10 protein-coding genes and 1 pseudogene are annotated in these 12,939 nt (G+C 62.7%); 4 read left to right on the forward strand and 7 right to left on the reverse strand.

Features of this window, described 5'->3' with window-relative positions; all coding sequences use genetic code 11:
- Nucleotides 1–33: 33 nt before the first annotated feature.
- Complete coding sequence (locus tag OKW35_RS34115; protein ID WP_429554401.1) at nucleotides 34–2,151, forward strand: prolyl oligopeptidase family serine peptidase; 2,118 nt, start codon at nucleotides 34–36, stop codon at nucleotides 2,149–2,151.
- A 51-nt stretch (nucleotides 2,152–2,202) separates the two neighbouring features.
- On the opposite strand, the gene xth is transcribed toward OKW35_RS34115, so the two are convergent.
- The 7 genes and pseudogenes from xth to OKW35_RS34150 all read right to left on the reverse strand — a co-directional run.
- Nucleotides 2,203–2,979: an exodeoxyribonuclease III gene (xth, locus tag OKW35_RS34120; RefSeq protein ID WP_090800854.1), complete on the reverse strand. Its 777-nt coding sequence runs from the start codon at nucleotides 2,977–2,979 to the stop codon at nucleotides 2,203–2,205.
- Between the two features lie 341 nt (nucleotides 2,980–3,320).
- Complete coding sequence (locus OKW35_RS34125; RefSeq protein WP_429554402.1) at nucleotides 3,321–4,340, reverse strand: ABC transporter ATP-binding protein; 1,020 nt, start codon at nucleotides 4,338–4,340, stop codon at nucleotides 3,321–3,323.
- A complete protein-coding gene (locus OKW35_RS34130; protein ID WP_429554403.1) occupies nucleotides 4,337–5,338 on the reverse strand; it encodes an ABC transporter ATP-binding protein in 1,002 nt (333 codons plus the stop codon). The genes OKW35_RS34125 and OKW35_RS34130 overlap by 4 nt, the downstream gene beginning before the upstream one ends.
- A 1-nt stretch (nucleotide 5,339) precedes the next feature.
- Nucleotides 5,340–6,290, reverse strand: a complete 951-nt coding sequence (locus tag OKW35_RS34135; protein ID WP_409340029.1) for an ABC transporter permease — start codon at nucleotides 6,288–6,290, stop codon at nucleotides 5,340–5,342.
- 1 nt (nucleotide 6,291) lies between these two features.
- Nucleotides 6,292–7,227 carry an ABC transporter permease subunit gene (locus OKW35_RS34140; protein WP_429489490.1) on the reverse strand — a complete coding sequence of 312 codons (936 nt, stop codon included), beginning with the start codon at nucleotides 7,225–7,227 and terminating at the stop codon, nucleotides 6,292–6,294.
- Nucleotides 7,228–7,244: 17 nt separating this feature from the next.
- Nucleotides 7,245–8,861 (reverse strand): peptide ABC transporter substrate-binding protein, encoded by a 1,617-nt coding sequence (locus tag OKW35_RS34145; protein ID WP_429554404.1) that lies wholly within the window; start codon nucleotides 8,859–8,861, stop codon nucleotides 7,245–7,247.
- A 130-nt stretch (nucleotides 8,862–8,991) separates the two neighbouring features.
- Nucleotides 8,992–10,722 (reverse strand): annotated as a pseudogene (locus OKW35_RS34150) (TonB-dependent receptor); the annotation flags it as partial.
- Nucleotides 10,723–10,998: 276 nt separating this feature from the next.
- Here OKW35_RS34150 and OKW35_RS34155 point away from each other — a divergent pair.
- The 3 genes from OKW35_RS34155 to OKW35_RS34165 are packed head-to-tail and all read left to right on the forward strand — an operon-like array spanning nucleotide 10,999 to nucleotide 12,794.
- Nucleotides 10,999–11,610, forward strand: a complete 612-nt coding sequence (locus OKW35_RS34155; protein WP_184063922.1) for a MotA/TolQ/ExbB proton channel family protein — start codon at nucleotides 10,999–11,001, stop codon at nucleotides 11,608–11,610.
- 24 nt (nucleotides 11,611–11,634) lie between these two features.
- Nucleotides 11,635–12,054: an ExbD/TolR family protein gene (locus OKW35_RS34160; protein ID WP_090800842.1), complete on the forward strand. Its 420-nt coding sequence runs from the start codon at nucleotides 11,635–11,637 to the stop codon at nucleotides 12,052–12,054.
- The gene (locus OKW35_RS34165) at nucleotides 12,051–12,794 is read left to right on the forward strand and encodes an energy transducer TonB (protein WP_429405173.1); all 744 of its coding nucleotides are present in this window, start codon (nucleotides 12,051–12,053) and stop codon (nucleotides 12,792–12,794) included. Before OKW35_RS34160 ends, OKW35_RS34165 begins: the two co-directional genes overlap by 4 nt.
- Nucleotides 12,795–12,939 lie beyond the last annotated feature (145 nt).

Consider the following 12,939-nt stretch of genomic DNA (forward strand, 5'->3'; position numbering starts at 1 on the left):
ATAATCAACGCTGTTCCGATCCAACAGCCGACGATGCCAGCTTCTTCAGCTTCTCCCGCCCCGTTCGAGTGGCCGCTTTCCCCCGATCCTTTCCTGTCGCTCGAAGAGCTGTACGACGCTGACGCACTCGCATGGGTCGACGCGCAGAATGCGCGCACCCGCGTGGCGTGGTGCAGCGGCGAGTCGTTCGACACGCTCAGACGGCGGCTCGCCGATGCCTATCTGCCGCGCGAGCGTCCGGTGATTCCGGATCGCTGGAAGGACTGGGCCTACGATTTGTGGCAGGACGAGCGCAATCCGCGCGGTATCTGGCGACGCACTTCGTGGGCCGCATGGCGCAACGGCGCGCCGGTGTGGCAGAACCTGCTCGACTTCGACGCGCTCGGCGCGGCCGACGGCACGCCGTGGGTCTGCGTCGATCTCGACATCCTTTATCCGGACGGCGACCGCGCGCTGATCACGATGTCGCCGGGCGGTTCGGATGCGCTCGTCGTGCGCGAGTTCGATCTCGACGCGCGGCGTTTCGTCGACGATGGCTTCGCGATTGCGAAGGCGGGCAAGCACACGGTGTCGTGGATCGATCGCGATACGCTGTACGTCGGCTGGGACAATGGGCGCAAGACGCTGACGCGCTCCGGTTATCCGCGCGACGTGCGGCGCTGGACCCGCGGTACGGCGCTCGCCGATGCGCCCGTCGTGTTTCGCGGCGAGTTTGGCGACATCGGCGTGGAGGCGCATTACGATCCGGTCGATCGCCGGCATACGGTGACGAGCAGCGTCGACTTTTTCGATTCGCACACGTATTACCTCGACGACGCTAGCGACGCCTGGCATCGTTACGAAGTGCCGTCGCACGTCGCGGTGGGGGCTTGGCAGGGCTGGCTGTTGCTCGAGCCGCGGCTCGATTGGGAATGCGAGTGGGACGGCAATCTCGCGCGCTATCCGGGCGGCGCGCTGCTCGCGATTCGCGAGGACGCGTTTTTGCGCGGCGAGCGCGACGTGACGCCGCTCTTCACGCCGACGCCGCTGACCTCGGCCTGCGAGTGGTCGCATACGCGCCATCATCTGATCGTGTCGTATCTCGACGACGTGCGCGGCAAGACGCTGATCTGGACGCCGTCGCAGCGCGAGGACGGCACCTGGCAGTGGCGTGAGCGCGTGTTCGCGTCGCGCGGCGATGCGCAGGTCGACGTGTCGCCCGTCGAGTCGACATTGAACGACGAAGTGTTCGTCGACACCGACGATTATCTGCAACCGCCCGCCTACTGGCTCTCCGATCTCGCGCTCGAGGAGCCCGGCGAATGGGAGTTGCTCGACCGTTGGCCGACGCAGTTCGACGCGACGCGCGTTGCGGTGACGCGCGGACATGCGGTATCGGCCGATGGCACGCGCGTACCCTACACGGTGATTGGGCCGAAGGAAGCGCAATCATCGCCGGGCGATGAAAGCCCGACGCGCCCCTGTCTGCTGAGCGGCTACGGCGGCTTCGCGATTCCGCTGCTGCCGAGCTATCTGACGGGGCAGGGCATCGGCTGGCTCGAACGCGGCGGCGTGTACGTGGTCGCGCATATTCGCGGCGGCGGCGAGTTCGGCACGCGCTGGCACACGGCGGCGCAAGGCGAGTATCGCCAGCGCGCGTTCGATGATTTCATCGCGGTCGCCGAGGCGCTGATCGCGACCGGCGTGACGAGCGCCGCACAGCTCGGCATTCAGGGCGGCAGCAACGGCGGTTTGCTCGTGGCCGCCTGCATGGTGCAGTGGCCGCAGCTATTCGGCGCGGTCGTCTGCGAGGTGCCGTTGCTCGATATGAGCCGCTATCACTTGCTGCATGCGGGCGCCTCGTGGATCGACGAGTACGGCGACCCCGACGAACCCGATGAAGCGCGTGCGCTCGCCGCGTATTCGCCGTATCACAACCTCGCGGCGGGTGTCGCGTATCCGCCGGTGCTATTCACGACGTCGACCGCCGACGATCGCGTGCATCCCGGCCACGCGCGCAAAATGGCCGCGCGCATGCAGGCGCTGGGCGCGCAGCACGTGTGGTATCGGGAGAATACGGAAGGCGGCCACGGCGGCTCCGATGAGCTGGAGCAGGCCGAGCATGATGCGATGGTGTTCGGGTTCCTGTGGGGTGTGCTGGGCGGCGCTTGAAGCAATAGGGACGCGAGGCAGCGCTGCCTCGTTTCGTCGCTGTATTCCGGATCAGCCCAGCTGCGCGAACACTGGCGCGTGATCCGACGGCTGCTCCCACTTGCGCGGCACCTTGTCGATGTCGCACGCTGAGCAGATGTCGGCCAATGCCTTCGACAGCAGGATGTGATCGATGCGCAGTCCCGCGTTGCGACGGAACGCCATCATCCGGTAGTCCCACCACGAATAGATTTTTTCCTGCTGCTCGAACTGGCGGAACGCGTCGAGCAGGCCGAGGCCGATCAGTCGCACGAACGCCGCGCGTTCCTCGGGCGACACCAGATTCTGACCTTCCCATGCCTTTGGATCGTGCACGTCGCGATCGTCGGGCGCGATGTTGTAGTCGCCGAGCAAGGCGAGCTTCGGATGCAGCGTCATCTCGGTTGCGAGCCAGTCGTGCAGCGCGTCGAGCCAGCGCAGCTTGTACGCGAACTTGTCGGTGCCGGGCGCCTGGCCGTTGGGGAAATACGCGGAGATGATGCGCACGCCATCGATGGTCGCCGCGATCACGCGTTGCTGCGGGTCCTCGAAACCGGGGATGTTGCGCACGATGCTGCTTTCGTCGACGTTCAAACCTTCGCGCACCAGAATGCCGACACCGTTATAGGTTTTCTGACCCGCGTACCAGCTTCGATAGCCGACCGCCTCGAGTTCGGCGCGCGGAAATTTTTCGTCGGGAAGCTTCAGTTCCTGCAGGCACAGCACGTCGGTGCCGCTGCTCGCGAGCCAGTCGATGACGTGTTGCTGGCGAACTTTGAGGGAGTTGACGTTCCAGGTGGCGATTTTCATCAGTTGCACAAATTGTTGATTTTCAATAAATATTTGACTTGATGTGGTCGTGATATACGTATCGATATACCATTTCGCGAGTGGTGTTCCGCGAGTGGTGTTCCGTTACTCAGGAGTCACACGCCATGCCAGTCCGGCGTCGCAGCCTATATGATACGGCCTGTCACGCCGGGGGGCGCGGGTTCGTGTCCCGTCCACTCCGCCAGACAAAGCCCGTTCATGGGAACTTGAACGGGCTTGTTGCTTTTGGACCATCACCAGACCATCAGCTCGGGCCGGTCGAGCGTGGGCTTTCGCCGCTGTCCCGGTTGTTGAACTCCCTCCCGCCCATGAAACAGGCGCTATTCGGTAGGAACGGGAACCAGGATGCACGCAACTCGCCGTGCATCACCTTGCTGGGAAACCGCTTGCGGTTGCGCATCGCCGCATGCGTCGATCGCGGCGGGGCAGCGCGTGCGGAACGCGCATCCCGACGGCGGTTGCAAGGGCGACGGAATCTCGCCTTGAAGCAGCAGATGCCGTCGCGCGCGCTCGACGGTCGGGTCGGGAACCGGTACGGCCGACAGCAATGCACGGGTATAGGGATGCGCAGGTGCCGCGTACAGCGCGCGTTTTTCGCCGAACTCTATCACGCGCCCCATATACATCACCATCACGCGATGGCTGATTGCTTTCACCACGGCCAGATCGTGTGCGACGAACAGCAGCGACAACGCCAGTTCGCGTTGCAAGTCGCGCAATAGATTAACGATTTGCGCTTGAATCGACACGTCGAGCGCGGACACCGGTTCATCGCAGATCACGAGTTGCGGCTCGCTGATCAATGCCCGTGCAATTCCGACGCGCTGACATTGCCCGCCCGAAAACTCATGCGGATAGCGCCGCAGATGCTGCGCATTCAGGCCGACGCGTTCGAGGATGGCCAGCACGCGAGCGCGCACATCGGCGCGCGCGACATCGGGCCGATGCGTGATCAACGGCTCCGCGACGATCTGCTCGATCGTCATGCGCGGATCGAGCGACGCCAGCGGGTCCTGAAAGATCATCTGCACGTCGCGCCGCAAGATGCCGAGATCGCGCTTCGCGCCTTGCACGGTTTCGACGCCATGAAGCTTGACGCTGCCGCCCGACGCAGGCGCAAGACCGACGATCGCGCGCGCGAGCGTGGACTTGCCGCAGCCGGATTCACCCACCAGCCCGACGGTTTCGCCGCGCCGTACATCGAACGACACGCCGTCGACAGCGCGCAGCGTGGCCTTGCCGGACCACGGTAATTTGCCGCGCGGCACGCTGAAATGCACCTTCAGTTCGTTCACCGACAGCAGCGGTTCGGTACTGTTGCAAGCGGAATGCTGGTTCATCGAACGGCCTCCAGAATGGCTGAAACCGGACGGTGGCACGCGCGCAATGCACCCGCCAGATCGCTACGCGCATCGAGCGACGGCACTGTGGTGCGGCAAGTATCGTCTGCAAACGAACAACGCGGTGCGAACGCGCAACCCGCGCCGATTTGCCCCGGCAAAGGCGGATTGCCCGGAATGGTTTGCAACGGGCGGTCGTCGTCGTCGGTGATGCGTGGCAGCGCGTTCAGCAGGCCGATCGTGTACGGATGGGTCGGCGCGGCGAACAGCGCACGTGCGTCTGCCTGCTCGACCGTGCGCCCTGCATACATCACCATCACCGTATCGCACAAACCGGCGACCACGCCCATGTCGTGCGTGATGAGGACGATTGCCGTGCCGCGCTCGCGATTCAGTTCGCGCAGCAATTCGATGATTTGCGCCTGAACGGTGACGTCGAGCGCGGTAGTCGGTTCGTCGGCAATCAAAATTTCCGGTTCGGACAGCAACGCCATCGCAATCATCACGCGCTGCCGCATACCACCGGAAAACTCATGCGGATACATGCCGATGCGGCGTGCGGCATCGGGAATCCGCACCGTGTCGAGCACCTCGATGGCACGCCGACGCGCTTCGCGACGCGACAGCTTCTTGTGCAATTGCAGCGATTCCGTCATCTGCCGTTCAATGGTCAAAAACGGATTGAGCGCCGTCATCGGGTCCTGAAACACCATGCCGATCCGGTTGCCGCGAATCCTGTTCAGCGCTGCGTTGTTCATCGTCAGCAGATCGCCGCCGTCTTTGCCACGATACAGTGCGGTGCCCGACACGCTGCCGTTCGACGACAGCAAACCGAGCAGCGCCATCACGGTCTGACTCTTGCCCGACCCCGATTCGCCGACGATGCCCAGCGTGCTGCCCGCGTCGAGCGAAAACGACACGCGTTGGACCGCATCGACCGGCGGTCCTTCGCGGCGTGTGAAGCGCACACTCAGGTCCTTCACTTCGAGTAGCGCCATGTCAATGATCCTTGGGGTCGAGAGCGTCGCGCAAACCGTCGCCGACGAAGTTCACGCAATACAGCGTCACGCACAGCATGACGGCAGGGCAGAGCAGCAGCCACGGCATCGATTCGAGTTTTTGGGCGCCGTCTTCGATCAGCACGCCCCAACTCGTCATCGGCTCCTGGACGCCGAGTCCGAGAAACGACAGCACCGATTCCGTCAGCACGATCGACGGCACTGTGACCGTGGCATACACGACCACCACGCCGATCAGGTTCGGCACGATATGCCGCGCGATGATGGCGCGGGTGCTGACGCCAGTCGCACGCGCCGCGTCGACGAATTCGCGCGAACGCAGCGACAGCGTCTGACCGCGCACCACGCGCGCCATATCGAGCCACGAAAACGCGCTGATGGTCAGCACGACCAGATAGAACGCGCGGCCGAACAGCGTCATCATCATGATCGCGATCAGCATGTACGGAATCGCGTACATCACGTCGACGACGCGCATCATAACGGCATCGACGCGTCCGCCCATGAAGCCGGCTGTCGCGCCCCACGCGACGCCGATCAGTCCGGACACCAGCGTGCCGAGCAACCCGACTTCGAGCGATACGCGCCCGCCCACCAGCGTGCGCGCGAGCAGGTCGCGACCGAGTTCGTCGGTACCGAACAGATGCATGCCGAGCCACGACGGCGGCAGACTGATCGATCCCCAGTCGCTGTCGACCGGATTGTTGGGCAGAAACAGCGGCCCCGCAAAGCATGCGACGACGATCAGCAGCAGGATCACGAGACTTGCAAATGCCGCGCGATTACGCAAAAAGCGCATGCCGGCAATCGCGAACGGTCCGCGCGAAGCCTTCGTGACGATGCCGCCGGACAGACAGCCGCCTGCGGACGCCGCATCGGCCGGCGGCGCGACGAACGCACGCGCGGCCAGGTTGAATCGACGAATCTTCATGTCAGTACCGGATGCGCGGATCGAGCCATGCGTAAGCAAGATCGACCAGCAGATTGAACAGGACCGCGAATGCCGTGATCAATGCGACCAGACCGAGCACCAGCGTGTAGTCGCGATTGATCGCGCCGTTCACGACCAGTTGCCCGAGACCGGGCAGCGCGAATACGGATTCGGTGACGACCGCAGCGGTGATCGACGAAATGCACAGCGAGCCGAGTAGCGATACGACCGGCATCAGCGCCGGTTTCAGCGCATGACGCAAGACGATGGTGCGGCCGGCCAGACCTTTCGCGCGCGCGGTCCGGATGAAGTTGCCGGACAGCACTTCGATCATGCTGCCGCGCATCACGCGCGCAATCGTCGATACGTTGATGATCACGAGCAGTACGATCGGCAATACGCGGTAGTGCCAGTCGCCATCACCCCAACCGCCAGCGGGCAGCAGACCATGCTCGCCGCGCTTGATCAGGATCGCGAAGACCCACACCAGCACGGGGCCGAGGATGAATGGCGGCACCACACTGCCGAGATTGCCGAGCAACATCACGCCGTGGTCGATCACCCCATTGCGGCGCACCGCCGCAACCGTGCCGAGCGCCACACCGATCACCAGCGCGATCGGCACCGAAATGCCGCCGACGCCGAGGCTGACCGGTAGGGCTTTCCACACCAGTTCGCTGACCGACCAGTCCGTGTAACGGAACGACGCGCCGAGATCGCCGTGCAGCAGCGAGTCGATGTACAGCAAATACTGCTTCCACAGCGGCTGATCGATGTGGTATTTCGCGTCGAGATTGGCAAGCACGGCCGCCGACAGATGCTTCTCCGAATCGAACGGGCCGCCGGGCGTCAGGTGCAGCAGCAGGTAGCACGCGGTGATCACGGCGAGAATCGTCGGGATCGCCCATAACGCGCGGCGCAATGTATAAGCCAGCATGGCAAGGCTCCTTGCGCTCAGTGCTTGATGATGTACATGTCCTGCGACTGCCGCTGATCGACGTAGTTGGTCGGCGAATAGCCGCCCACATACGATTTCACGAGCCGCACCGCCGAGTACTGGAACATCGGAATCAGCGGATAGTCGTTCATCGCGATGTCGTGCGCCTGCGTTAGCATCGCGGTGCGCTTCGCTTCGTCCATCTGCTGGTTCGCCTGATCGATCAACGCATCGACCTTCGGATTGCAGTAGTGCTGGTCGTTCTGCACGCTGTTGCAGCGGATCAGGTCGAAGAACGACATCGCGTCGTTGTAGTCGACGAACCAGCCGTCGCGCGACGCCTGCACCTTGCCGTCGTGGCGCATTTTCAGCAGCACGCGGTTCTCGACGTTTTCGAGCTTCACGTTGACGCCGAGCTTGGTGCGCCATTCCGACGTCGTGAATAGCGCGACCTTCTTGTGCAGGTCGTTGGTGTTGTATGTCAGCGTGAACGTCAACGGCTTGGCAGCGGAATAGCCCGCCTGTTTCAGCAGGTCTCGCGCGGTTTCGATGCGTTTCGCCATCGGCCACGCGGCCCAGTCGGGCTGGAATTGCGCCGCGCCTTGCGTGCCTTTTGCAATCAGGCCGTACAGCGGCAACTCGCCGCTTGCGGTCAGTTTGGACGTCAGCAGGTTGCGGTCGATCACCATGGACAGCGCCTCGCGCACGCGCTTGTCCCTGAAGGCCGGGTCGGCGTTGTTCAGCGAGTAGTAGTAGGTGGCGATAAACATCCCGGTCTTCAGTTCGGAGCCGAACTGCTTGCTGACCTGGTTATAGATGCCGGACGGAATCGAATACGTGTAATCGAACTGGCCGGCCTGATACATCCGCATTGCCGTTTCGTCGCTTTCGATCGGCAGATAGGTGACTTTCGTGATCGCGACCTTGCTCGCATCCCAGTACTTGTCGTTCTTCACCATCACGAGACGGTTGCCCGGTTGCCAGTCGCTCAACGCATACGCACCGTCGCTGACCATGTGGCCGGGACGGGTCCATTCGTCGCCGTACTTCGCGACCGTCGCGCGGTTCACCGGCGCCATCGTCGACATGGCGGTCAGTTGCGGAAAGAACGCGGTCGGGTCTTCGGTCTTGACCTCTACCGTGTACGGATCGACCGCGCGCACGCCGAGACTGGAGAGCGGCGCCTTGCCCGCCAGAATCGCCTTCGCGTTCTTCACGAACTCGACCAGGATCGTGTATTTCGAGCCGGTCTTCGGATCGACCACGCGTTGCCATGAATAGACGAAATCGGCGGCCGTGACCGGCTCGCCGTTACTCCAGCGCGCATTGTGGCGCAGCTTGAAGATCCATGTATCGGGCGCGCTGCGGCTCCACGATTGCGCGACGCCCGGCACGACCGCACCGTCGGCGGCGATTCGCGTCAAGCCTTCGAACAGGTCGAGGCCGATCGTATTAGCGGCCCAGGATTCGATATGCGCGGGGTCGATCGATTCTGCCTCGACGGGTGTTTGCCGCGTGAGTTCCTGGGTGGCTGCGAGCGTGACGCCGGGCGGAATCGTCACGGCGTGGGCGGGAGAGAGAAGGGCGAGCGCCAACGCGGCCAACGCCGCCCGAGTGGCGTGAATCGGTTTCATTGCGTATTTCAAGTGGCATCCGAATAGCAAAAAAGCTGGCGGTGCGCGAGGCACCGCCGCCAATCCTCTTCAACAACGAAGAAGAGGCAAGAGGAGACCTACGGTCCTGCGATAAAGCCCGCTGCGACGATCAGAAGCGGTAGGTCGCACCGATCTGGAAGAAGCGGCCCAGATTCGTGTACAGCGACTGGTCGTAGCCGGTGATGTCCGGCGTTGATTGCCACTCGACGTCGAACGGCGGCTCCCTGTCGAAGATGTTCTGGATGCCGCCATAGATCGTCCAGTTCTTGAAGCCGCGATACGTCATCATCAGGTTGAACTGGCTATACGACGCCACCGAACCCGTGCCACCGTCGCCGAACTCGGCTGCCACTGCGTTGGTGTACGGACCCGTGTACTGCCAGCTCAGCGTCGTGGTCATCTTGCGGTAATCCCAGGTCAGGCTCGTGTTGCCCTTCCAGCGGGGATTCGACGCACCGAACGGTTGCAGCAGCGCGAGGTTGTTACCCGCGAAGTCCTGCGTTGCAGCGCCCGGGCTATTCAGCTTGAAGTGCCACACGTACGCCCAGTCGCCCGACAGCGTGAACGTGCCGTACTTCGTGCCGACCGACTTGCGGAAGTTCATGTCGAAGCCGTCGGTATCCAGCGAGCCGAGGTTGACGAACTGTTGCGCGATGTAGCGGATCGTGCCGTCAGGATTGCGCACGACCTTCGACGGGTCGTTGGCATCCAGCACGGCATTCGGATCGTCGGTACCGATCACGCCGTCGATATGAATCTTGTAGAACGCTGCACCGATATCGGTCGACGCATCCGGCGACAGTTCGAAGCCGATGTTGTAGTTCTTGGTGTGCTCCGGTTGGAGGTTCGGATTGCCGTTGATCTGTTCCGTCGTGAAGTGCTTGGTCGGCACGCCGCTCGGGTCGTTCGGATCGACGAGGTTCTGGTGAGCGAGGTAGGTTGCCTGCGAGTTTTCGACCAGCGTCGGCGCGCGGAAACCGCGGCTGTACGACGCGTACGTCGTCAGCATCTGGACCGGTTGGAAGCGCAGTGCGAAGTTCGGCGAGAACGCGCCGCCGAAGTCGCTATAGTGGTCGTAGCGGCCCGCTTGCGTGAACGTCAGGTTGTGGATGATCGGAATATCGATCTGGTAATACACGGCCGCGATGTTGCGTTCGCCGTCGACGGACTGAACGTTCGCCGGCACGACGATCCCTTGCGACGAGTACGTGCGCGGGTTGATCAGCGAGCTTTCGTGACGGAATTCCGTACCGAAACCAATGCCGACCGGGCCAGCCGGAAGGTTGAACAGATTGCCGGTCGAGGTCTTCGCCGTCACGCTGTCGAGCTTCGAGATCGCCTGCTGGTTGTCGTCCTGGAACAGGCCGTTCAGACCGTTCGGTGTCGATGCCGGGTTCGCGAAGTTGTAGCCGCCGTTCGGGCCGAGGATGTTTTCAAGCGCGGCCGTGTTGATCATGTTCGAGTACGTCGTGTCGACCGTGCTCTGCGAATGACCATAGTCCACCGACCAGTCCCAGTCGCCGACCTTCGGCGTGGTGAACGAACCTTTCACGCCCGTCGAGGCCTTCCAGAACGTCGATACCGTGTCTGCGCGCTGCGCAACGCCCGGGAAGGTCAGGTTGATCGGCGTATCGACACCGTACGGGTTGTACGGATTCAGCGCCGACACCGTGCGGTCGAGTTGCGACACCGAGCCGGTCAGCGGATTGAACACGTTCGACGTGCTGCTGATGGCCGGGCTGCCGAAATACTGGACCGTCTCGTTGCGGCTCGCCCACAGGTCGGCGTAAGCCTGTATGTCGTCGTTGATCTTGAAGGTGCCGCGCACCTTCGCGTTCATTACCGAAATCAATTTGTTTTGCTATACGCGTGCGCGAGCGCGACGCAAGCCTTCGGGATGCGAGTTTTTGTTACGCTACGTAAGGCTATGAAATAAAAGGCAAAGCGTTCCATGTAAGGGATTGGCGACGTCTTTACGGAGCAATCAGGCGCTCGATCTGGTACGGGCTTTGCATGGGTGACAGGCCTTTTTAGCTGGCGACCCATAAGGCAGCCGGCATCTCGATACCCACCGTTATTCAACGGCCGCTTGAGCCTGTACTAACCGGAGTCCGCAGTGCTGAATACCCTCATTAACTACTCGATCCAGTCGATGGGTCTGATCCCTCTCCTCGCGTTCATCTTCCTGCTCGGCATCGCGATCATCATCGAACGATTCATGTTCTTCTCGCGTGCCGTGCGTGCCGGCAAGACCCTCGAACATGACCTGAAACTCGTCGATGCAGCCAATCCCGACGATGCCGCCAAAGTGGCCGAGCACTACAAGCAGACCGTGCAAGGCGAACTCGTGAAGTCGGCGATGAAAGTGAAGGGCAAGAGCGAAGCCGTGGTCGAACGCGAGATCGAGGAAACGATCATGTTCCAGTTGCCGCGTCTCGACCGTAACCTGTGGATTCTCGATACGGCCGTGACGCTCGGCCCGTTGCTGGGTCTGCTTGGCACGATCATCGGCATGGTCGAATCGTTCAACGTGCTCGGCACCAGCGGCACCGCGAACCCGAACGGTGTGACGGGCGGCATCGGTCACGCGCTGACGGCCACCGCGTGCGGGCTGACCATCGCGATCATCTGCGTGATCTTCCTGAACTACTTCAACAAGCGTATCCGGATGACGGTCAACCAGTTCGACCTCATCAAGTCGCTGCTCGTATCGCGCTTCGCAGTCTGACGCCCGCACTCAAGGAGACGGACCATGCGAAACCATCGCAGCCATTACCTCGGCGGTGAAGAGAAAGCGCGCATCGAGATCATCCCCATGATCGACATCATGATGTTCCTGCTGGTGTTCTTCATGCTCGCGACGCTGAAGATGATCCAGGGCACAGGCATCAAGCTCGACCTGCCGCAATCGAGCACCGCCGAGCAGTTGCAGCAGACCGTCAAGCTATCGATCGGCGTGACGAAGACGGATGAAATCTATCTGGATTCGAAGCCCGTGACGCCCGACGAACTGACCGCGCGTCTGCAAGGTCTGGTTCACGACTCGAAGAAAGTAGATGTCGCGATTGCCGGCGACGAAGGCACGAGCTACAAGAATATCGTCAAGGTGATGGACCTGGTGCGCGCGGCGGGCATCAGTTCGGTTGCATTGGCCACGAACCCGACGACATGAGTTCACCGGCCATCGACATGAAAGATCCGCAAAACCGCCTGCACGGTGCACTCTGGGCATCGACGACGCCGGCGCATCACGGTCGCATGCCCATGAAGCTGGCGATCGGCGTTGCGGTGCTGGTCGAGGCGCTGGTGATTCTGGGCGTGTCGCACATGAAGTTCCAGCCGCCGCCGCCTCCGCCGCCGAAGGAGATGCGCGTGCAGATTGCGCCGCCGCCTCCGCCACCGCCGCCGCCCGAGGTGAAGAAGCTGGAGCCGCCGCCGGCGCCGCCCAAAGCGCAGCCGAAGCACGAAATACCGAAGCCGACCCCGACGCCGCCGCCGCCGCGACCGACGCCGCAGCCGGTGATCCAGCCCACGGCGAATCCGGCTCCGAACGCTCCGGCGATCGCCTCGCCGACGCCTGCGCCGGCACCCGCTCCGGCACCGGCCGCACCGCCGGCGCCGCCCGCGCTGCATGGCGTGGTGGACGGCCGCGGTCATTGTCAGTCGGTGCAGCCGGTGATTCCGCGCAAGGCATTGACGGACGGTATTTCGGCGGACGTGATCGCGCATCTGACGATCGGTACGGACGGCAAGGTCAGCGACGTGAAGATCATGCGCGTCACGCCGCCGACGTCGGTGTTCAACGAAGCCGTGATTGCCGCAGGCAAGGCGTACAAGTGCGAGAAGAATGCCGAGCCGTATGTCGGCGAAGTTCAGTTCTCGTTCAAGACCACACCGTCCGACGACGAGTAACCACGACGAGTAACGACGACGAATAAGCTCAGCTTCGACGCGAACTTCCGGCCTTCGCAATATACCCATCCGGCCTTCAACCCGGAACCGCGCGAGCGGTGGCTACCCGCCGCCGCCCGCGCGGTTTCGAAGCATCGCGCATCGG

This window comes from Paraburkholderia sp. MM5477-R1 (assembly GCF_050436385.1).
In the GTDB taxonomy this organism is placed as follows: domain Bacteria; phylum Pseudomonadota; class Gammaproteobacteria; order Burkholderiales; family Burkholderiaceae; genus Paraburkholderia; species Paraburkholderia tuberum.

Excerpts from the sequence above, each read along its gene's own strand:
- OKW35_RS34115 (WP_429554401.1), top strand. The coding sequence starts at position 34 with ATGCCAGCTTCTTCAGCTTCTCCCGCCCCGTTCGAGTGGCCGCTTTCC.
- xth (WP_090800854.1), bottom strand. The coding sequence starts at position 2,979 with ATGAAAATCGCCACCTGGAACGTCAACTCCCTCAAAGTTCGCCAGCAA.
- OKW35_RS34125 (WP_429554402.1), bottom strand. The coding sequence starts at position 4,340 with ATGAACCAGCATTCCGCTTGCAACAGTACCGAACCGCTGCTGTCGGTG.
- OKW35_RS34130 (WP_429554403.1), bottom strand. The coding sequence starts at position 5,338 with ATGGCGCTACTCGAAGTGAAGGACCTGAGTGTGCGCTTCACACGCCGC.
- OKW35_RS34135 (WP_409340029.1), bottom strand. The coding sequence starts at position 6,290 with ATGAAGATTCGTCGATTCAACCTGGCCGCGCGTGCGTTCGTCGCGCCG.
- OKW35_RS34140 (WP_429489490.1), bottom strand. The coding sequence starts at position 7,227 with ATGCTGGCTTATACATTGCGCCGCGCGTTATGGGCGATCCCGACGATT.
- OKW35_RS34145 (WP_429554404.1), bottom strand. The coding sequence starts at position 8,861 with ATGAAACCGATTCACGCCACTCGGGCGGCGTTGGCCGCGTTGGCGCTC.
- OKW35_RS34160 (WP_090800842.1), top strand. The coding sequence starts at position 11,635 with ATGCGAAACCATCGCAGCCATTACCTCGGCGGTGAAGAGAAAGCGCGC.
- OKW35_RS34165 (WP_429405173.1), top strand. The coding sequence starts at position 12,051 with ATGAGTTCACCGGCCATCGACATGAAAGATCCGCAAAACCGCCTGCAC.